Source organism: Bacillus sp. VA13, from assembly GCF_055710085.1.
In genome coordinates this window covers 625,782-647,171 of sequence record NZ_JBVQPP010000002.1, presented here as the reverse complement: position 1 = coordinate 647,171, position 21,390 = coordinate 625,782, and the positions used below count along the sequence as shown (strand labels likewise).

The 21,390-nt window shown below is 44.5% G+C and carries 15 protein-coding genes; 3 read left to right on the top strand and 12 right to left on the bottom strand.

Going from position 1 to position 21,390, the window contains the following annotated elements:
* Positions 1-7 precede the first annotated feature (7 nt).
* The 3 genes from uvrA to AC0C66_RS11395 all read right to left on the bottom strand — a co-directional run bounded on the left by uvrA (position 8) and on the right by AC0C66_RS11395 (position 5,289).
* Complete coding sequence (gene uvrA / locus AC0C66_RS11405; RefSeq protein ID WP_014115320.1) at positions 8-2,881, bottom strand: excinuclease ABC subunit UvrA; 2,874 nt, start codon at positions 2,879-2,881, stop codon at positions 8-10.
* Between the two features lie 7 nt (positions 2,882-2,888).
* On the bottom strand, positions 2,889-4,874 hold the full coding sequence (uvrB, locus tag AC0C66_RS11400) for an excinuclease ABC subunit UvrB (RefSeq protein ID WP_014115321.1): 1,986 nt from the start codon (positions 4,872-4,874) through the stop codon (positions 2,889-2,891).
* 184 nt (positions 4,875-5,058) lie between these two features.
* A complete protein-coding gene (locus tag AC0C66_RS11395) occupies positions 5,059-5,289 on the bottom strand; it encodes a CsbA family protein (protein ID WP_003228053.1) in 231 nt (76 codons plus the stop codon).
* 914 nt (positions 5,290-6,203) lie between these two features.
* Between AC0C66_RS11395 and AC0C66_RS11390 the strand changes: the two genes are divergently transcribed.
* The 3 genes from AC0C66_RS11390 to AC0C66_RS11380 all read left to right on the top strand — a co-directional run bounded on the left by AC0C66_RS11390 (position 6,204) and on the right by AC0C66_RS11380 (position 10,708).
* A complete protein-coding gene (locus AC0C66_RS11390) occupies positions 6,204-8,699 on the top strand; it encodes a PEP/pyruvate-binding domain-containing protein (RefSeq protein WP_461845763.1) in 2,496 nt (831 codons plus the stop codon).
* Between the two features lie 76 nt (positions 8,700-8,775).
* Positions 8,776-9,339 carry a TetR/AcrR family transcriptional regulator gene (locus AC0C66_RS11385; protein ID WP_014115324.1) on the top strand — a complete coding sequence of 188 codons (564 nt, stop codon included), beginning with the start codon at positions 8,776-8,778 and terminating at the stop codon, positions 9,337-9,339.
* Between the two features lie 34 nt (positions 9,340-9,373).
* Positions 9,374-10,708 (top strand): MFS transporter, encoded by a 1,335-nt coding sequence (locus AC0C66_RS11380; protein WP_072182554.1) that lies wholly within the window; start codon positions 9,374-9,376, stop codon positions 10,706-10,708.
* A gap of 47 nt (positions 10,709-10,755) precedes the next feature.
* Here the strand turns inward: AC0C66_RS11380 and minJ are convergent, their stop codons facing one another.
* From minJ to secA, 9 genes are all read right to left on the bottom strand, one after another.
* A complete protein-coding gene (minJ, locus tag AC0C66_RS11375; RefSeq protein ID WP_014115326.1) occupies positions 10,756-11,952 on the bottom strand; it encodes a cell division topological determinant MinJ in 1,197 nt (398 codons plus the stop codon).
* A 78-nt stretch (positions 11,953-12,030) separates the two neighbouring features.
* The gene (gene swrA / locus AC0C66_RS11370) at positions 12,031-12,384 is read right to left on the bottom strand and encodes a swarming motility protein SwrAA (RefSeq protein WP_015251121.1); all 354 of its coding nucleotides are present in this window, start codon (positions 12,382-12,384) and stop codon (positions 12,031-12,033) included.
* 382 nt (positions 12,385-12,766) lie between these two features.
* Positions 12,767-14,209 carry a carboxy-terminal processing protease CtpB gene (ctpB, locus tag AC0C66_RS11365; protein ID WP_472973582.1) on the bottom strand — a complete coding sequence of 481 codons (1,443 nt, stop codon included), beginning with the start codon at positions 14,207-14,209 and terminating at the stop codon, positions 12,767-12,769.
* A gap of 138 nt (positions 14,210-14,347) precedes the next feature.
* Complete coding sequence (ftsX, locus tag AC0C66_RS11360) at positions 14,348-15,238, bottom strand: permease-like cell division protein FtsX (RefSeq protein WP_072182575.1); 891 nt, start codon at positions 15,236-15,238, stop codon at positions 14,348-14,350.
* A complete protein-coding gene (gene ftsE / locus AC0C66_RS11355; RefSeq protein WP_003219741.1) occupies positions 15,231-15,917 on the bottom strand; it encodes a cell division ATP-binding protein FtsE in 687 nt (228 codons plus the stop codon). The genes ftsX and ftsE overlap by 8 nt, the downstream gene beginning before the upstream one ends.
* A 233-nt stretch (positions 15,918-16,150) precedes the next feature.
* Positions 16,151-16,489 carry a cytochrome c551 gene (gene cccB, locus AC0C66_RS11350; RefSeq protein WP_014115329.1) on the bottom strand — a complete coding sequence of 113 codons (339 nt, stop codon included), beginning with the start codon at positions 16,487-16,489 and terminating at the stop codon, positions 16,151-16,153.
* 48 nt (positions 16,490-16,537) lie between these two features.
* Positions 16,538-17,383, bottom strand: coding sequence for a YitT family protein (locus AC0C66_RS11345; RefSeq protein WP_072182551.1), 846 nt, complete (start codon positions 17,381-17,383; stop codon positions 16,538-16,540).
* Between the two features lie 167 nt (positions 17,384-17,550).
* Positions 17,551-18,652, bottom strand: a protein-coding gene (gene prfB, locus AC0C66_RS11340) for a peptide chain release factor 2 (RefSeq protein ID WP_114151180.1) whose coding sequence is annotated in 2 segments (ribosomal slippage) — positions 17,551-18,579 and positions 18,581-18,652 — 1,101 coding nt in all. Because the reading frame shifts where the segments join, the coding sequence is not laid out codon by codon here.
* Positions 18,653-18,721: 69 nt separating this feature from the next.
* Positions 18,722-21,247 (bottom strand): preprotein translocase subunit SecA, encoded by a 2,526-nt coding sequence (gene secA / locus AC0C66_RS11335; RefSeq protein WP_472973581.1) that lies wholly within the window; start codon positions 21,245-21,247, stop codon positions 18,722-18,724.
* Positions 21,248-21,390 lie beyond the last annotated feature (143 nt).

Below are 21,390 nucleotides of genomic sequence, written 5' to 3'. Positions count from 1 at the left end.
GAGGGTTTTAAGATGTTGCCGTTTCTTTCGCTTCCAAGAGCGATGTCATGCGTTTTTTGTCACGCTCCATAACAGGCTTCAAATAACGGCCTGTATACGATTCTTCCACTTCAGTGATTTCCTCAGGCGTTCCTGACGCGACAATGGTTCCGCCTCCGGCTCCGCCTTCTGGCCCCAGATCGACAATGTAATCCGCCGTCTTAATGATATCAAGATTGTGCTCAATGACGAGTACTGTATCTCCATTGTCAACCAAACGCTGAAGCACGACAAGGAGTCTGGCGATGTCGTCGACGTGCAAACCTGTCGTCGGCTCGTCTAAAATGTAGAGCGTACGTCCAGTTGAGCGTTTGTGCAGCTCTGATGCAAGCTTCACACGCTGCGCTTCTCCGCCCGACAAGGTTGTAGCTGGCTGACCGAGCGTAATATAACCTAAGCCAACATCAAAAAGAGTTTGGAGCTTACGCTTGATTTTCGGGATATTTTCAAAGAAAGAAAGAGCATCTTCAACCGTCATATCAAGCACATCAGAGATGCTTTTTCCTTTGTACGTCACTTCAAGCGTTTCACGGTTATAGCGTTTGCCGTGGCACACCTCGCACGGAACATACACGTCAGGAAGGAAGTGCATTTCAATTTTAATAATCCCGTCTCCGCGGCAGGCTTCACAGCGCCCGCCCTTCACGTTAAAGCTGAAGCGGCCTTTTTTATAACCGCGGACCTTCGCTTCATTTGTCTGCGCGAATACATCTCGAATGTCATCAAACACACCGGTGTATGTCGCAGGGTTGGATCTCGGCGTTCTTCCAATTGGCGCCTGATCAATATCAATGACTTTGTCTAAATGATCCAAACCTTTAATCTCTTTATGGCTACCGGGCTTCGCCTTCGCTTTATGAAGCTTTTGCGCCAGCGCCTTATGCAAAATTTCATTGACGAGAGTACTCTTTCCTGAGCCGGAAACCCCTGTAACCGCTGTGAACGTTCCAAGCGGGAACTTGGCATTCACTTTTTTCAGGTTGTTTTCTGCAGCGCCTTTAATTTCAATGTAACGGCCGTCCGGCTTTCTTCTTTCAGGAGGCAATGGGATGAACTTTTTCCCTGATAAATAGCTGCCCGTTAATGAATTTGGATCTTCCATCACTTCTTCCGGCGTACCCGCAGCCATCACCTGACCGCCGTGAATGCCGGCACCAGGTCCAATATCTATTAAATAATCGGCTGCCATCATCGTGTCCTCATCGTGTTCGACAACAATCAGCGTGTTCCCAAGGTCTCTCATATTTTTCAGAGCGCTGATCAAGCGGTCGTTATCACGCTGATGCAGGCCGATAGACGGTTCATCTAAAATATAAAGCACACCGGATAAGCGCGAGCCGATTTGCGTTGCCAGCCTGATGCGCTGCGCCTCTCCCCCGGACAATGTTCCCGCTGCCCTGCTCAATGTCAGGTAATCAAGGCCGACTTTGTCCAGAAAGCTTAAACGCTCCACAATTTCACGCAAGATCAAATTGGCAATCTGCATATCCTTCTCAGAAAGGGTAAGGCCTTTGAAGAAAGCAAGTGCGTCGGCTACAGACTGCTCGGTAATTTTTCCGATGTGGCGGCCGTCAATCAGTACGGCAAGCGCCTCTTTCTTTAACCGATAGCCTTTGCATGTCGGACAAGACTTCTGAGACATATACTGCTCCATTTGCTCACGGATGAAATCAGAGCCTGTCTCCTTATACCGTCTTTCAATATTGCGCAATACGCCTTCAAATTGAATTTCGCCTTCACGGATTTGCCCAAAATCATTTTCGTAACGGAAATAAATCAGGTCGTCTCCGCTGCCGTACAGCACTTTATCCAGCTGATGCTGCGGCAGATCTTTTACTGGCACGTCCATATCAATCCCATAATGGGTGCAGACCGCCTCAAGAAGCTGCGGATAATACTGTGAACTGATCGGTGTCCAAGGGGCGACCGCATTCTCCTTTAATGACAAATCTTGATTGGGGATGACGAGATCCGCATCCACTTCAAGCTTCATTCCGAGACCGTCACATGTCGGACACGCTCCGAACGGGCTATTGAACGAAAACAGCCGCGGCTCAAGCTCACCGATTGAAAAACCGCAGTGCGGGCAGGCATGATGCTCACTAAACATCAGCTCTTCCTCACCGATGACATCAATCATGACCCGCCCTTCACCTAAACGAAGCGCCGTTTCCAATGAATCTGACAGACGGGCCGCCACACCTTCTTTCACCACAATCCGGTCAATGACAACCTCAATCGAATGCTTTTTATTCTTTTCTAATTCAATATCATCAGAAAGCTCAGCCATTTCGCCGTCAATTCTGACTCTGACATAACCTTGTTTTCTGATCTGGTCAAGGACTTTGACATGGGCGCCTTTACGGCCCGATACGATCGGGGCCAGCACCTGAAGCTTCGTCCGTTCCGGGTATTCCAGAATTCTGTCGACCATTTGCTCGATGGTCTGCGATGTAATCTCAATTCCGTGCTCCGGACAATGAGGCTTCCCTACTCTCGCATACAAAAGACGCAGATAATCATAAATTTCAGTTACCGTACCGACAGTAGACCTCGGATTGCGGCTCGTGGTTTTCTGATCGATGCTGATGGCGGGAGACAGCCCCTCAATCGCATCGACATCCGGCTTATCCATCTGTCCTAAAAACTGGCGGGCATAGGCAGACAATGACTCGACATACCGTCTCTGCCCTTCTGCATATATGGTATCAAAGGCAAGGGAGGATTTCCCTGATCCGGACAAACCCGTAACAACGACAAGCTGATCTCTTGGAATCGTTACATCGATATTTTTCAGGTTATGCGCCCGGGCTCCCTTCACCTCTATCCGATCCATAGCCATTTGTTCATCATCCTTCCGCTTTTAGCTCTAAAAGTAAATCGCGAAGCTCCGCGGCTCTTTCAAAGTCAAGCGCCTTGGCTGCTTCCTTCATTTCGTGCTCCATCTGTTCAACGACTTTCTGGCGTTCTTTCTTCGTCATTTTCGACAGCTTCGGCGCGGCTTTTGTTTTGTATTCCGCTTTATCCTCAGCTGCTACTGTGGCACGAATGACATCGCGAATTTCTTTATTTATCGTTTTCGGCGTAATGCCGTGCTCTTCGTTAAACCGCTCCTGCTGCTCGCGGCGGCGTTTTGTTTCATTAATCGCAATTTCCATAGACTTCGTCATTTTATCTGCGTACATAATGACGCGGCCTTCTGAGTTTCTTGCTGCCCGTCCGATGGTCTGGATCAGCGAACGCTCAGAACGAAGGAAGCCTTCCTTATCCGCATCCAAAATCGCAACGAGAGATACTTCAGGAATGTCGAGCCCTTCCCTCAGCAGGTTGATGCCGATAAGCACATCATGCTTGCCGAGACGCAGATCACGGATAATTTCAATCCGTTCAAGCGTCTTAATCTCTGAATGCAGATAGTTTACTTTAATGCCGATTTCCTTTAAATAATCGGTCAGGTCTTCTGACATTTTTTTCGTCAGGGTTGTCACGAGCACCCGTTCATTCCGCTCAATCCTTGCTTGAATTTCACCGATCAAATCATCAATCTGGCCTTCAATCGGACGCACATCAATCAGCGGGTCAAGAAGCCCTGTCGGACGGATGATCTGCTCGACCATTTCATCCGTGTGCTCAATCTCATACGGCCCTGGCGTTGCTGATACATACACGATATTGTGCATATGCTTTTCAAACTCTTCAAAACGGAGCGGACGGTTATCAAGCGCTGACGGAAGCCGGAAACCGTGATCCACGAGTACCTGTTTCCGCGCCTGGTCTCCGTTAAACATGCCGCGCACCTGAGGAATTGTCACATGCGACTCATCCACCACGATCATAAAATCGTCAGGAAAATAATCAAGAAGCGTATACGGTGTTGAACCCGGAGGCCGAAGCGTCAAATGTCTTGAATAGTTTTCAATGCCGGAGCAGAAACCCATTTCCCGCATCATTTCAAGATCATATCTTGTCCGCTGCTCTAAACGCTGCGCTTCCAGCAGCTTGCCGTTTTCATGCATGACCTTCAGCTGCTCCTCAAGCTCTTTCTCGATATTTTGAATCGCTTTCTCCATTTTCTCGGCCCGCGTTACGAAGTGGGATGCCGGGAAAATCGCGACATGATCACGGTCGCCGAGAATTTCTCCTGTCAGGGCATCCACTTCTCGGATCCGCTCGATTTCATCTCCGAAAAACTCGACTCTGATACAGTGTTCATCACGGGATGCCGGGAAGATTTCCACTACATCTCCGCGCACCCGAAATGTACCGCGCTGAAAGTCGATATCGTTGCGGGCATATTGGATGTCTACAAGCTTTCTGAGCAGCTCGTTGCGCTCAATTTCCATTTCAGACCGCAGTGACACGACCATTTCCCGGTATTCTTCAGGCGAACCGAGACCATATATACAAGACACACTCGCAATAATAATGACATCTCTCCGCTCAAACAGAGACGATGTTGCGGAGTGTCTTAATTTATCTATTTCATCATTAATACTTGCGTCTTTCTCTATAAACGTATCCGTTTGAGGCACATACGCCTCCGGCTGATAATAATCATAGTAGCTGACAAAATACTCGACAGCGTTGTTCGGAAAAAATTCCTTGAACTCACTGTAAAGCTGTCCGGCGAGGGTTTTGTTATGGGCAATGACAAGCGTCGGCTTATTGACTTCTTTAATCAAATTGGACACCGTAAATGTTTTGCCCGTTCCTGTCGCCCCCAGCAGAGTCTGATGCTTCTTGCCCTCCTGAATTCCTTTTACAAGTTTTTCAATGGCTTTCGGCTGATCTCCCTGGGGCTGATATTTCGAGACTAACTCAAAGCGATCTTTCACAAAATAAGCCTCCGTTTCTTTAACGAAATCTTCCTATAGATATAGTAACACAATGGAATGCAAAATCACTAAAAATACGAACTAAAGTTCGGTGGTTTTTTATTTCCAGCTGTTTTCGTGTATAAAAAACCTGCTTTTAAAACGTAAAAGCAGGAATTCAGTCTTTATATTCATTATGTCCGATTTATTCTTCTTTTTTCTCAGCAGCTTTTTTGGCCATATACAGTCCGCCAGCCACAAGAGACACAACATCCAATCCTACAATAAAATACGTTTCTGTATAGCCTTTTAAATAAGAGGCAAACAGCAATGCAGCTGTTAGAGCGATCGCCACATAATGATTAAAGGTGACTCTTGTAAAAAGAACAACGAGCATAAAAGGGAAAAACAATGCAAAAACGGCTTTTGTAATCAACAAAAACCCTCCTCAGGGATTCTTCATCTGATCTGATTATAGTAAAAAATGAAGAATCGGACAATCGTGCAATCGTTCCCTCTTTCTACACCATACCCTTTTTCAGCCAAAATCAATCACTATATTTGCGCTTTGGTCCCGGTCAATAGAAACATCAATAGATCAAACAATGATAAATAATAGAATGGAATGATTCACAAGATAAACAAGCAGAGTTATATAGTATGGTTGTAGATCTGGGCAGTTCAATACAAAAATGGACAGGAGTGGACAAATATGAAGTTCAAGTTCGTTACATATGTTTCAACAGCAGCTGACTCCCCCGGTCTCCTTATGGCATCACAACCCGCTTTTGCAATCACAAATCTAGCTGATGATAAAAGTTCAGCCCTCGAAGTTCTTCCCGATAATCATTATAGATGGAAGCTCCAGACGGCTGCCGATGAAGAATGGTTCCTTTGGACAATTGTTATCCAAACTGAAGATCATGGCCAAGGAGGAACTTACTCTCGATTAAGAAGTCCGGAGAACGTGTGTATATGAGGCTGAAATCCCATGATGGCGACTACAGCACAATAAGCAACTATGATTTCACTTATTCCATAAAGTAAGAACATATATGAATTTACATGAGTGCCGCTGTTCCAATCAGCGGCACTTTTTTTATTAAAGCATGCCCGCCGCCAGATTCCGAGAATATAAGAAAAATAGGCATACAGCACCAGCCTGGCCCCATTTTTCATGATAATCTAACTAACTTAACTATTCATTTTATTTAGGGCTTTCTGCGTTTGACAGCATTTTCCTAAAAACCTACAATTGAATGATAGTGTTTACTATCATTTTTTAAACACAGGCTCCGTCATAAAAAGACTAGAGAGAAAAACAAAATGAAGGAAAGAGGGGTTTCAAATATGTATTCTGTAATATTTCGCCAAGCAGAAGAGTCCAGCCAGCTTGCTGGAGCAAAAGGCATGAACTTGATTAAATTGACCAAACACGGTCTTCCTGTTCCGGACGGGTTTATTATTCAGACGAATGCGCTCGCCCGTTTTATGGAGGAAAACCAGCTTCGTGAAACTAGCGAAAACATCGAAAGCGGGATCATCGCCGGAACGTTTTCTGAAGAACTGAAACATGAGCTGACAAGTTCCTTCTACAAGCTGAGAGAATCATACCAATCCGTTGCCGTGCGTTCTTCATCTGCCTCAGAAGATTTAGAAGGCGCTTCATTCGCTGGTCAATATGAAACCTACTTAAATATTAAAACAGAGGAAGAGTTTCTCACTAAAGTGAAAGAATGCTGGGCCTCATTTTTCTCTGGCCGAGTCAGCAGCTATAAGAAAAAAATGAATAACCAAATCGCAGAGCCGTTAATGGGAGTTGTCGTTCAGGGCCTGATCGATTCAGAGGTATCAGGTGTTATTTTCAGCCGTAATCCTGTTACCCATGATGATAGAGAGCTATTAATCAGCGCCAGCTATGGTTTGGGGGAAGCTGTCGTTTCGGGAAGTGTCACCCCAGACACATTTATAGTCAATAAATCTTCGTTTGAGATTCAGAAAGAAATAGGTGCAAAGGAAATCTATATGGAGTCTGCAGCAGAAGGAATCACAGAAAAAGAAACGAGCGAAGATATGCGCAGCCGTTTTTGCCTTGCAGATGAACAAGTAATTGAACTGACTGAAATCACGAAAAAAACCGAAGACCTGTACGGATATCCAGTCGATATAGAATTCGGAATCGCTGATCATCAAGTATACCTTCTGCAGGCCCGCCCGATTACAACCATTGATCAGGACAAAAAGGAAGCAGAAGAAGAACGCAGTTTCATGATTACAGACGCTGATATGAATGATTTCTGGCTCAACATGGAGTCAAATATTGAAGGTCCGGTGAGCCCGTTATTTTCATCCTTGATCGTACCGGCATTGGAGTATGGCTTGAAGAAGAGCATGCAAAAGTACCCGATTGGTGTAGTTGTTGATGAAGTAAAACTTTATCGCGGACATATTTATTCCAAGAATCAGGGCGGACAGCCGCAGCCTTCTAAAGACTGCGGCAAAGAGCTTTTTCCAATATTATCGGAGCGTATGTATGACATCATCAATCACACATACCTCCCATTTTATAGAACGCTTGACCAGCTCGCACAAACTGAGCATACTGCAGAAAGTGCACTAGATGCTTTTCAAAAATTAAAGGCTTTTTATCTCACGGCTTATGAGGAGCACTTCAATATCGTTTTTCCGCAAGTTCTTCTAACAAACAAATTGCAAGCGATGTACCAACATATTCAAGGAGAATCCCAAAACGCTCATTTTTACGAGATGCTGACAGGCAAAATGAACAAATCACTGGAAACAGACCGCCGCCTGTGGCTATTTTCTGTTGAGGTTCAGGAAAACCCGAATCTGCTGTCCATTTTTGAAAACACCAAGCCGGAACAGCTGCAGGAAAAAATGGAACAAACAGATGAGGGCAGACACTTCCTGAAGAACCTCCATGAATTTTTACAGGAATACGGATGGCGATCTGTAAAGAGCCATGATCTGATTCAAGAGACCTGGGCAGAAAATCCGTATTATGCCCTTGCCAATATTCAAAATTATGTCCGCAATGGCTATCATTTTGACATTGAATTTCAGAAAACGAAAGAAAAACGAGAGAAATTATACAATGAATTCTTGGAAAACATAAATGATCCCGATTTGCGGAAAGAATTTGACCGTTATTATCAGTGGACGTTGAACTCTGCAAATATAAAGGATGATCATCACTTTTATATTGACGCCATGCTGGATGCCAAGGCAAGAGTCTTTTTGCTTAAGGTAGGTGAATTGCTGGCGGAAAACGGTGTCATTCAAAATCGTGAAGACCTTTGGTTCTTATATGATGATGAAGTGGAAAACGCGCTTCTTCACCCTGTATCCCTGCAAGAAGAGGCTGAAAAACGCAGACAGACCTTTCACGAGTATGAGCTTGCTCAAGCCCCTGCCTATCTCGGCACTCCGACAAAAGAACAGCTCAAAGCTGCAGAAGAAATTGTCGGCGCTGTGATAGAGGATGAAAAAAACACGGAGAATCATATTTTTGGCATTGCTGCATCAAGCGGCATTGCAACAGGTCCGGTCAAAATCATTCGGGACGCCAGTGAATTTTCTCAATTCGAGCCTGGGGATGTCCTCGTTTGCAAAATGACCACACCGCTATGGACCAGCCTGTTCCAAGACGCAAAAGCAATTATTACAGATACAGGCGGCATTTTGTCTCACGCTGCAATCATTGCTCGCGAATACGGCATTCCCGCCGTTCTCGGCACACGTACAGCAACGGAAAGACTTCGGGACGGAGACATCATCACTGTTGATGGAAGCAACGGTAAAATCACAGTTGTCAGCCGGGCCTGATGCGTCCTCCCTCTTTCTTATACAAGCGGGGCAGGTGTATACTTGTCCTGCCAGTATATTCGTGAGGTGAAACGTATTGAGACCGACAAACAAGAGAATCCTTGACGCTGCCATGCAGCTGCTTGTCAAAAAAGGATATCGCGCAACGACTACAAAAGAAATTGCAGAAAAAGCAAATGTAAGTGAAGCGACGATTTTCAGGAATTTTAAAAACAAACAGGGACTAGTCGAGGCTTTGCTTTCTCAGCATTCTCCAAACAGAAGCAGCATTCTGGAACAAACTGAAGGCGATTTGTACAAAGACCTGCTTCATATCGGAACCTGTCTCTTAGAGGAGCTGGAACATAGAAAAGATATCATTAAAATCAGCTTTCGTGAACCGGCCATGTTTCAAGATGTCATCAACCACGTAACAGAATATCCCCAATCTATGAAACAGCTATTGGTTGATTATCTCAAAACAATGGGTGAAAAAGGGGTTATTCAGACAGGAAATGAAGCGGAGCATGCCGACGTGTTTATGTCGATTATTTTCGGTTATTTTATTCACCGTCTCCATTTAGGAGACCGGGTGATTTCAATGCCCCAGGAAAAAATGCTGGAGCATAGCACAGCTCTATTTGTCAAAGGAATTTCGTGATGAACTCCTTGGCATAACAAAAAGGAGGATCCCAATGAGTTCAAGAAAAGAATGGGCGCTGATCGTCTCGCTATTATTAGGGGCCATCCTGGTTCCCATTAACTCCACGATGATCGCGGTCGCGCTCTCATCTATATCCCATACGTATAACGAGTCCATCGCCAGCATCACTTGGGTGGTTACCGTTTATTTAATCGTGATGGCAGTCACACAGCCGATTGCCGGAAAACTTGGTGACATGTACGGCAATAAAACCATGTACTTATGGGGCGTCGGCCTTTTTCTAATCGCGTCCTTAGGCTGCGCACTCTCACCGAGCCTGCTGCTGTTGATTGTCTTTCGGGCATTGCAGGCTGTCGGCGGTGCACTGCTTACGCCAAACAGCATTGCCATTATCCGTCACGTTGTTTCTGAAAAACGCCTTCCGAAGGTGTTTGGATTTTTTGGACTTGGCGCAGGACTTGGGGCAGCACTCGGGCCTTTTATTGGCTCTATACTGATTGACAGCTTCAGCTGGCATTCGATTTTTTGGGTCAACATCCCATTTCTCGCCATTGCTTTATTTACGGCATTAACCATGTTCCCTCAATATAAAGAAAATAAATCTGACGCGCCACTGGATATTATCGGCTCTGTCTTGCTTGCAGGCAGCATCGTTTCGATTATCCTGCTGACGAAAAACGAGGCTTCATGGGGCTATGCGGTATACAGTGCATTGATACTTCTTTTTGTCCCGCTTTTTTTCAGAAGAGAAAAACGCACACAGCACCCAATTATTGATTTTACTCTGTTTAAAAGCTCAACCTTTACAAATGCCAATCTATCAGTCTTATTAAGCAATCTGATGATGTATGCCGTCTTATTGATCATGCCGTTATTCATGACGAGCCAATTTGGGCTTAATACGTCTAACAGCGGCATGGCGCTCTCTGTATTTTCGATATTCATGTCGGCCAGCAACTGGGTCGGCGCCCAGCTCCATCACAAATGGGGAGCAAAAAAAATCATTTTTCTTTCATTTGCCATGATGGCTGGAGCGAATCTATTATTTTTGCTGTTAAGCAGCTCACATTCCGTCTTGTTCCTCATGCTCTCTCTTATCCTGGGCGGGCTCGCGTCCGGAGTCGGCCTGACCAGCATGCAGGTGTCTTCCCTTGCCACAGTAGACCCCGGCATGTCAGGAGTGGCGTCTGGTATTTTCTCGACCTTCCGTTATTTCGGAAGCATCATTTCATCAGCCTTAATCGGCCTGATTTCGGGATATCACACCTTATTTATGATTCTCTTTGCTGTATCCATTATTGGCGTTTTTGTTTCATTAGGCATCAAATCTGATGAAACGGCACGGATGGAAAAAAACTCAGCATAACACAAAACAGCCCGGCACCACATCTTCTCGCGGTGCCGGGCTGTCTTTTATGATCCGGACAAAGCGGCTGCTTCGTCTTCACGGTCATCCTTTACGAAAAGGATACCCAATTCATGATGTTCTCCCTCATAAGAAGCTCGCTGATCAAAACGAATTTCTCCATTCAAACCGATAATTTCAAGCTTCACATATGCACGGTTATGCTGGAGCGCTTCATAAAAATCAGAAACATTCTTAACCGGTATGCCATTAACTTTCGTAATGATTTCCCCGATTTTCAATTCCAGATCCTCAGCAGGTGTGTTTGGTATAATCCCAAGCACCATCAAGCCCTGATCACGTTTCGAGAAATAAAACGGAGCCGCGTTATCATTCACCCTTTGCTTAATGGACAGAAAAATACGTCCTAAAACAGCCACACAGACGGCTGCACCCGCAAGCGGCGTCCACAGTAAGCTCGCTGCACCGAGAACTGTGACGGCAAGGCCGAGAATACAAACGCGTTTCGCTGTGATCCTTATGCTCGTTTCAGGCAGCGACCCCTGCACCCTTTGCCCGAATCCGACAAAGTAAGGAATCCATAGAAAATGGAATGACCCACCGGGAACAGTAAACACAGGCCACCAACTGAGGTGCGATTCTAATCCGTTACCGGGTACGAGAAGGAACAGCGGCAAAAGCCATATCCGGTTTGCCAGCTGCTGTCCAATCGGCAAACCGCGGCTGCTTACGACAAGTGCCGGTGATGTTCTCACATGTGCAGAACGATAAGCAACCGCTCCTTCAATGATAATCAGCAAGCCTAAAAACACACCCATAGCCGGCCAAACGACTGCAAATCCTTGCGGAAATCTCTCTAGAAAAGGCTCCGCCTGATACATTTGCAGTCCAAAACCTATCAGCATACTCACACTGACGATATATGCAGCAGACATCCAGTTTGCGCGAAGAGTGAGCGCTGCCACTGCAGTGATAACGGCAATAATCGCAAGTAAACCGAGAGGAATCGAGATTCCGAGTACGCCTAAAACAACTGACAAAAGGAGACCAGGGATCAGTCCCTTTGTATAAGTAAATTTCAGATCATCATAAATATCTGCTATTCTTGTATGAAAGGTTTTACGTTCCCGTTTGATTCTAACATAGCCGAAAGCCAGGCTTATGATGATAAAAAACCAGAAAAGCGGGTGTAAGAAGAACAGGCCCGCACTTTTTAACAGTTCAATTCCCCATTGAACAGACACTATCTTTCACCGCCTCAAGCCAAACATGTTACCCATATTCTATCAAATATTAAGTGGCTTGGATATCCTCAGGAGGGTTTATCTCTCTTGCGTCATCCACAGCGTGACATTCGATAGTGAAAAATCCTTTAAATAATGGTTTACATCCACATCCAATAACCCGCTGATCAGATGCATCGACCTTTTTATATCTGTCAGATTGATTCCTAGTCGCTTATGGTTTTTCATTAAGTAATTAAAATAATGTTTGGCACATTCTTCATTGATGTCATTTACTGATTCGACATTGGTGTAATTGACCAAATACCTGCTGAATAGCATAAGAAGACTTAGTGCTTTTGTAGCCGAAAATGTTACATCTTGTGTTCTGTCTTTTAATTGTTCAACTAATTCATAATATTTTTTTTCACGCACAATACTTGCCCTCTTCAATTGTGAACCCCCATTTTCTTTATACAGATAAGCACGGGCCAGTATAAGCAGCAGTACTGGAGTGCTAACAAGCATTCTCGCTAACGTTACTCTTTAATACCTGTCGTTCAGCTGCCATAAACCTGATTACTGTTCTTTTTAGAACCTTCTTATATTGTATGAAGTAAACAAAGACTAGGCAACTTGCAAAAGTTTCATTTTAAATGCATATTATCTCGTTAGAAAGTCTCTCTCATATATTGATATCGGGTAATCACAGTCCTTTATAAATGTTTATTTGTGAAAATTTTTTTAATTTCTTGTCAAAAACTCAATTTTTATGTGACTTATGGTTCATTTTATCGTTAAGTATAAAGAAATAGGAGATGGGACACCATCTCCTTTAATTGACAAATAATGATTTAAGCGCTGTTTGAAGCTGCAAGTCATTTTTTTCATCGGATTTTTTCTTTTCTACCAGCTGATTTAATGCCTCTGCAGTGCGAGTGTCGATTACACCCGTTTTATCCAGCTTGTTTTGATCCTGAAAGGCCATAACCGCTTTTTTCATGTCTTTGCTGAAATAGCCATCGTCACGTCCGGGATCAAAGCTCAGGCCTTTTAATAATACCTGTGCATGCTTGACGTCTTCATTGTTCATGTCCACTTTAAGCGGCTCTTTCAGCTGCAAGGGCCCGGCGGAAAAATAGTCAGGCTGCTTAATTGCAATGGTCGGCTCAATTCCTTTCTTATGAATCCAATTCCCATTTGGCGTCAGCCACTTGTAAAGCGTCAATTTGATGTTGCTGCCGTCTCCCATCGGAACAGCCTGTTGAACCGTTCCCTTACCAAAAGACGTATCACCTACAACATCATAATGCCCTGCTTCTTTTAATGCGCCAGCAAGAATTTCTGATGCGGAGGCACTCCCTTTATCCGTGATCACATTGACAGGATATGTTTTTTTATGGGTCAATGTTGAAAAATAACGTTTTTTATCTCCATTGCGTTCAGCAATTTGAATATACGGCTGATCCTTTGTGACGAAGTGCTTCAGAATTTCTTCCACACTTTGAAGATATCCGCCCGGGTTGCCGCGTACATCAATAACGAGTCCTTCTATTCCTTTTTTCTCAAGATACTTCAGCTCTTTTGCAAAATCCTCCGCGGTATGCTCAGAAAAAGTAGAGATGGCGATATATCCGACAGAATGCCCCTGCACTTTTTTCTCTGAAGCAAAAACCGTTTCGAGCGGAATCTCAGCTCTTTTGATCCGGAATGACAGCTGCTTCTTCGTCCCAGGCCGCTGAATCTTCATTGAAACGCTGGACCCTTTCTTTCCTCTTATTTTTAACACAGCGTGGTTTAAATCCTTGCCGGCCATCGATTCTCCATTGATGCTGATGATTTCATCATTAGGCTTGAGCCCGGCTTTTTCCGCTGGCGATTTCTTAAATGGGGAAACAATAATAATTTTGCCGTCTTCCATTCCAACCTCAGCCCCGATGCCTTCAAATGAGGAATCAAGAGAATCAGAAAATTGCTTAGCCGTCTGCTTGTCCATGTAGACAGAATAAGGATCATTTAGTGTTGACAGCATTCCCTGGATAGCTCCCTCGAGCAGCTTTTCTCTATCAACTTTTTCTACGTACTCATTCGAAATTAACTCATACGCTTTTTCGATTTTGTCCATAGCCTTATCCCGTTCAGAGTCAGCTTGTGCCGTCGCGGGAACTGCTTCAGTCTGGGGCTTATCCATCTCAAGCAGGTTTATTCCCGCATATACACCGGCGCCTCCGAACAACATGCTCCCCGCTGCGATCACAGCCATTAATTTTTGCTTCATCCTTTACTCCTCCTGTATGCCAGACTGTCTTTATCAAAACCTAGAGATAGTATATGTAAAGGATGGAGATTTCATGTAATCATAGAAGAAAAAGAAGGCAAAAGAAAAGCCGCCCCGGTAGCGGGACAGCTTTTCTCTTTATACTCGCAGAAACTTGCGGATGGAAGTCAGGCTTCCCCATACGCCAATTACGGCGCCAATTGCAACAAGCACTAACGAAATTTGGAATACAAATGGATTATAAGGAAGAAGAGAGACAAATGAACCTTGAACCTTCGGAACGACCCATCCGATGACGTATTGGTAAGTGCTCAGCACCAGTGCGATCGGAATCACTGAACCGAATACGCCAAGCAGCAATCCTTCAAGGAAAAACGGCCAGCGGATAAACCAGTTCGTCGCGCCGACAAGCTTCATGATTTCAATTTCTTTTCTTCTTGCGAAAATTGTAATTTTAATGGTGTTGGAAATTAAGAACATCGCCGTAAATACCAGGCCGATAATTAACGCGATTCCGATGTTGCGGGAAACGCCGACCACTTTAAACAAACGGCTGACCTCTTCTTTTCCGTAAGTAACTTTATAGACATGATTCATTTTTTCAATCTTTTTCGCCACGTTCGGCGTATCATGCGGATCTGTCGTTTTTACGACAAACGCGTCATTAAGCGGGTTTTCCTGATCCTTCATTGTCAGGGATTGTCCACTGTCGCCAAAGCTGTCAACCAGCTGGTCAAGCTCTTTTTCTTTAGATGAAAAAGTGACACTTTGAATGCCCTTTAAATCCTTAATATCGCTCTGCAGCTTATCCTGTGCCTTCTGATCTGCAGTCAGATCAATCAACACTTTGATTTCGACTTGTTTTTCAGCATTCGAAGCCATGTTATTCAAATTCAGCATAATCACTAAAAACACGCCGACTAAAATCAGCGTAACGGTTACAGCACTAATGGATGCAAACGTCATCCATGTGTTTCTCCCGAGAGATTTAAAACTCTCACGCAAGTGGCGCCCGAGAATTTTAATCATATGAACCATACTCCCCTCTTGACTCATCACGCACAATGATACCATCTTCGATTGCAATGACACGTTTCTTAATGGTGTTTACGATTTCTTTGTTATGTGTCGCCATCACAACTGTTGTCCCGCGGTTATTGATTTCCTCCAGCGTCTTCATGACTTCCCAGGACGTATCCGGATCAAGGTTTCCTGTAGGCTCATCAGCAATGACAACATCAGGGTTGTTCACAATTGATCTGGCAATAGATACACGCTGCTGTTCCCCGCCTGAAAGCGTGTCAGGAAATTGTCTTGCTTTATGCTTCAGCTGCACGAGATCAAGCACTTCAAGCACCCGTTTTTTAATGACAGACGGCTGTTCTCCAATCACTTCAAGGGCAAATGCCACATTTTCAAAAACAGTTAGTTTAGGCAGAAGCTTAAAATCCTGGAAGACAACACCTATTTTACGGCGCACAAAAGGAATCTCTTTTTCTTTAATTGTAGCGAGATCTTTATGATTGATTAAAATTTGTCCTTTTGTCGGTTTTTCTTCTCTGTATATCATTTTAATAAAAGTAGATTTACCCGCTCCGCTCGGACCGACAACATAAACAAACTCGCCGGGATGAATGGTAACAGAAATCCCATTGAGCGCTTTAACGCCGTTCGGATAGGCTTTGTATACTTCCTTCATCTCTATCATGAAATCACCTAATCTTTTATGTCATTTTATCTATCACACGGTCATACTCTTCGAATGCATTCGACAATTTATGACCCTTTCATTTGTAAAAAGATGAAAAATCTGAAAGTTTCATTTTTCAACACACTTCATTATACGTCAAATTTAGACATAATACTATTACAGTTTCTTTTCATTCATATTGTCAAGGCATAAAAAAATCCTTGCCTGCACTGCGGCAAAGATTTTTCATCTTACTTTTTTTCTGACAGCCATTTGGCAATAACGGCGGCTTCCTTATCATCGACAAGCCCCTTCGGCATATTGCCGCGGCCGTTTTTAATAATACTTTCAATTTTGTCTTCGTCGTATTTGCCTCCGACCTCTTGGAGGTTAGGCCCTGACATACCTTCTAAATCCTTTCCGTGGCAGCCTACGCAGCTTTGCTGATATAATTCTTCCCCTTCAGATGCTGAGGCTTCAGTCTTGCTGCCGGTGTCTGTCTTCTCTTCTTTTGCATCGTTTGAACCGCAGGCAGCCAATAGAACAGAAAGCGCAAATACAAGCATTAGTATCGATAACTTTGATTTCATGTTGAGAAGCACAACTCCTTTACGATCTCTTCCATATTATAACCTCGTTTAAGCGCGTTTGAAACCCTCGCCCAGCACCTCACTCGCATCCGCCACAATCACAAAAGCTGACTCATCAATCTGTTTGACGATTTGTTTCAATTTGGTGAATTCAGTTTGCCCAACCACACACATTAAAATCGGGCGGTCATCGTCAGTATATCCGCCTACCGCGGAAATTTTCGTCACGCCTCTGTCAATTTTCTGTAAAACGGCTTCCTTGACAGCCTGCTCCTGCTTTGTAATAATGAGCGCCATTTTTGAACGATTGAAGCCGACTTGAACGACATCAATCGTTTTGCTGGACACATAGACGCCAAGCATGGCATATAAGCCTTGCTCAATATTAAATACGATCATCGCCGTAACGACAATCAATCCGTCAATGAGGGCGAGACACGTCCCTAATGACAAACCGGAGTACTTATGAATGATCTGTGCAGCCAAGGCCGTTCCTCCCGTCGAGCCTTTCCCTAAGTACACAATGCCAATTCCGACACCGATGCCTACGCCGCCAAAAATTGCCGCCAGAAGCTCATGATGGGTGGCGGGCTGAATATCTCTTGTCAAAAAGACAATAAGCGGCAAAAAAACAGAACCCGCAAGCGTCTTAAGCCCAAATTTTCCGCCGAGCAAAATGACACCGGCAATAAATAAAGGAATATTAATAATCCACTGTACATACGCTGCTTCAAAACCATATGACTGCAAAATTGTGCTGATTCCGCTGACACCGCCGGCAGCAATCTTGTTTGGAAGCAAAAATACATTAAAGGACACACCTGTAATCGCCGCTCCTATTAATATGTATACATAATCCCGCAAAACCCGAAGTGTTTGATTCCGTACATCCATCATATATCCTCCGTTTCTTCCAATGCTCTCCGATAGCATTTTAATCCTTCCCTGATTAGATGTAAATAACACCCAAATACAGTGGTAATATGCTAAAGCAGCAGTGAAATCAAGGATATGAAGAAATTAAAAAAACACACCTGTATACATCAGGTGTGTTTTTCTGCTTATGATAGCTTGGAACGCAGGTAGGCATCAATAAATGTATCAATGTCTCCATCCATTACCGCTTGAACGTTCCCCATTTCTGTATTGGTCCGATGGTCTTTTACCATTGAATACGGATGGAATACGTAAGAACGGATTTGGCTGCCCCAGCCGATTTCTTTTTGTTCACCACGAATTTCATCCAGCTCTGCCTGCTGTTCTTCAATTCTGCGCTGATACAGTTTGGCCTTTAGCATTTTCATGGCTCTTTCACGGTTTTTAATTTGTGAGCGTTCCGTTTGGCACGTCACGACCACATTCGTCGGCAAGTGAGTAATCCGAACGGCTGAATCCGTCGTATTGACGTGCTGTCCGCCCGCTCCGCTAGCACGGTACGTATCAACTTTAATATCCTCCGTACGGATATCAATATCGATCTCATCGTTAAATTCAGGCATGACTTCACATGAAACGAAAGACGTGTGGCGGCGGCCTGATGAATCAAACGGTGAAATCCGCACGAGACGATGGACACCTTTTTCTGCTTTGAGATAACCGTAGGCGTTGTGCCCTTTAATCAGCAATGTAACTGACTTGATTCCCGCCTCATCACCCGGAAGGTAATCGAGCGTTTCCACTTTAAAGCCGCGGCGTTCTCCCCATCTGGTATACATTCTAAGAAGCATAGAGCCCCAGTCCTGTGACTCTGTACCGCCAGCACCAGGGTGCAGTTCTAAAATCGCATTATTTTTATCATACGGCTCACTGAGAAGAAGCTGAAGCTCAAACTCATTGAACTCTTTTGTTAATGATTTTAGTTCTTTTTCAAGCTCAAGCTGGAGGTCAGAGTCCGGCTCTTCCTTCAAAAGATCATGAGTCATTTGCAATTCTTCATGTGATTCATTTAATTTTTTATACGAATTGACATAATCCTTTATACCGTTTGCTTCATTTATGACCGTTTGAGCTTTCTGCTGATCATTCCAGAATTCCGGATCAGCCATTTGTTCATCTAGCTCAGCAATGCGGGCCTCCTTTGATTCGAGGTCAAAGAGACCCCCTAAAGTCCGCTAAACGAGAAGCCATATTTTCGAGCTCTGCTCTGATTTCTGATAATTCCATTCCATTCACCTCATTAAAAGATCCGCGGGCGCCTACAGGCGCCGCGGTCAGTAAACTTGCCCGAGCGGACTATTCAGTCCGGCCGCAGCAATTTTTATATTTTTTCCCGCTTCCGCAGTGGCATGGGGCATTTCGGCCAATATCAACCACTTTGCGAACCGGTGCTTTCTTTGCTTTTTTGTTATCGTCGCCTTCTTGCTGCTGATGAGCCGTTGTCTGGCCCTGTACAACCTCTTCACGCTCCAGATTGTTTTCAATCTCAGCTTTCATCACAAATTTTGCGACCTCGTCCTCGATCGATTCAATCATATTCTCAAACATCGCAAAGCCTTCCATTTGATACTCTCGAAGCGGATTCGTCTGTGCATACGCTCGAAGGTGAATTCCTTGGCGAAGCTGATCCATTGCATCGATATGATCCATCCATTTTGAATCAACGGCTCGAAGGACGATGACTTTTTCGAATTCGCGCATTTGCTCTTCGCCGAATTTCACTTCTTTTTCATTATATTTCGTCATGATGCGATCCATAATGAGTTCATGCATTTCATCCGGCTCTTTGCCAAAGATATCGCTCTTCTCAAGCGCACCTTCATCAAGATAAGTCGTGTTGACAAGCTCAACAAGACCATCAAGCTTCCACTCCTCAGGAAGCTCTTCTCTTGGCGTATAGGCTGCAATTGCACGTTCGAGAGAAGACTTGATCATATTTTCAACGATTTCGCGCAAGTTTTCAGAGTTAATGACTTCAAAGCGCTGCTTATAAATGACCTCACGCTGCTGGCGGAGAACGTCATCATATTGCAGAAGCTGTTTACGTGAATCGAAGTTATTGCCTTCGACGCGTTTTTGAGACGATTCAACCGCGCGGGATACCATTTTGCTTTGAATTGGAGTAGAGTCGTCCATTCCGAAGCGGTCAAGCATTGCCATTGTCCGCTCAGCTCCGAATCTGCGCATCAATTCATCTTCCATAGAAAGATAAAATTGGGTGATCCCCGGGTCTCCCTGACGTCCGGAACGTCCTCGGAGCTGATTGTCAATCCGGCGTGATTCATGGCGTTCCGTTCCGACAACTGCAAGACCGCCAAGCTCTTTTACACCTTCGCCAAGCTTAATGTCCGTTCCGCGCCCCGCCATGTTTGTCGCAATCGTAACTGCGCCTTTTTGGCCGGCCTCTTCAATGATCTGCGCTTCACGTTCATGGTTTTTGGCGTTTAACACTTGATGCGGGATCCCTTTGTTTTTAAGCAGCTTAGAAATCAATTCAGATGTTTCAACCGCAACTGTACCGACAAGAACAGGCTGTCCGGTCATGTAACGCTGTGCGACATCCTCCGCAACCGCCTTAAACTTCCCTTCCATCGTGCGGTAAATTAAATCCGGACGATCGTCACGGACAACAGGCTTGTTAGTAGGGATCGTGACAACCTGCATGTTGTAGATGTTGCGGAATTCTTCTTCCTCTGTCTTAGCTGTACCAGTCATACCGGCAAGTTTTTCGTACATCCGGAAGTAGTTTTGGAACGTAATGGTCGCCAAGGTCATGCTTTCGTTTTGAATCTCAAGCCCTTCCTTTGCCTCAATTGCTTGGTGAAGCCCCTCGCTGTAGCGGCGGCCTTTCATCAGACGTCCCGTGAAGGAATCAACAATAACAACCTGTCCGTCTTCCACTACATAGTCAACGTCCTTCTGCATCGCAGCGTGCGCTTTTAAGGACTGGTTGATATGGTGGTTAAGCGCAACATGTTTCACATCAAACAGGTTATCGATGCCGAACGCTTTTTCTGCCTTCGTCATTCCTTCCTCAGTCAGCTGTACACCTTTTGTTTTGATATCATACGTATAATCCTTCTCTGCTTTTAACGTGCGGACAAAAGCATTTGCCTGCACGTACAGCTTAGTGGATTTCGCAGCTTGTCCAGAAATGATAAGCGGTGTTCTCGCTTCATCAATTAAAATAGAGTCAACTTCATCTATTACCGCAAAATGAAGCGGGCGTTGAACCATCTGCTCTTTATAAAGAACCATATTGTCACGCAAATAGTCGAAACCAAGCTCGTTGTTTGTGGAGTAAGTAATGTCAGCGGCATAAGCTTCCCGTTTTTCGTCTTTTGACATTGAGTTTAAATTTAAGCCGACAGTCATACCGAGAAACTCGAAAATTTTCCCCATCTGCTCAGCGTCACGGCTTGCCAAGTATTCGTTGACAGTCACGATGTGTACGCCTTTACCTGTTAACGCATTTAAATAAACAGGCAGAGTAGACGTTAACGTTTTCCCTTCCCCTGTTTTCATTTCAGCGATATTTCCGTCATGGAGCGCTACGCCCCCCATGAGCTGGACTTTGAACGGAAACATTCCGGTTACGCGGCGCGAAGCTTCCCGAACAACAGCGAATGCTTCAACAAGAAGATCATCAGTTGTCGCCCCTTTTTCAAGGCGCTCTTTAAATTCAATCGTTTTATGTTTCAGCGCGTCGTCAGAGAGATTTTCATAGTCTCCGCGAACCGCATCAATATCGTTAGCTATTTTTTCGTATCTATTCAGCGTACGTTTTGTTGGATCAAACATTTTATTTAAAATTCCAAGCATTTATAACGCTCCTCTATCATCACATGCCTGATTTGCAGGCATGTATAAATAATTTACTAGTCCATGTATACCTCCCATTATCATATCATACCTTCTCTTATTTCCAAAGAATTTGCAAATAAGAAAAAACAAAAACCTTCCGC

What these genes read in the sequence shown, in the direction of transcription:
- uvrA (WP_014115320.1), bottom strand. Translation starts at nt 2,881, where the DNA reads ATGGCTATGGATCGGATAGAGGTGAAGGGAGCCCGGGCGCATAACCTG.
- AC0C66_RS11390 (WP_461845763.1), top strand. Translation starts at nt 6,204, where the DNA reads ATGTATTCTGTAATATTTCGCCAAGCAGAAGAGTCCAGCCAGCTTGCT.
- AC0C66_RS11380 (WP_072182554.1), top strand. Translation starts at nt 9,374, where the DNA reads ATGAGTTCAAGAAAAGAATGGGCGCTGATCGTCTCGCTATTATTAGGG.
- ctpB (WP_472973582.1), bottom strand. Translation starts at nt 14,209, where the DNA reads ATGAAGCAAAAATTAATGGCTGTGATCGCAGCGGGGAGCATGTTGTTC.
- ftsX (WP_072182575.1), bottom strand. Translation starts at nt 15,238, where the DNA reads ATGATTAAAATTCTCGGGCGCCACTTGCGTGAGAGTTTTAAATCTCTC.
- ftsE (WP_003219741.1), bottom strand. Translation starts at nt 15,917, where the DNA reads ATGATAGAGATGAAGGAAGTATACAAAGCCTATCCGAACGGCGTTAAA.
- cccB (WP_014115329.1), bottom strand. Translation starts at nt 16,489, where the DNA reads ATGAAATCAAAGTTATCGATACTAATGCTTGTATTTGCGCTTTCTGTT.
- AC0C66_RS11345 (WP_072182551.1), bottom strand. Translation starts at nt 17,383, where the DNA reads ATGGATGTACGGAATCAAACACTTCGGGTTTTGCGGGATTATGTATAC.
- secA (WP_472973581.1), bottom strand. Translation starts at nt 21,247, where the DNA reads ATGCTTGGAATTTTAAATAAAATGTTTGATCCAACAAAACGTACGCTG.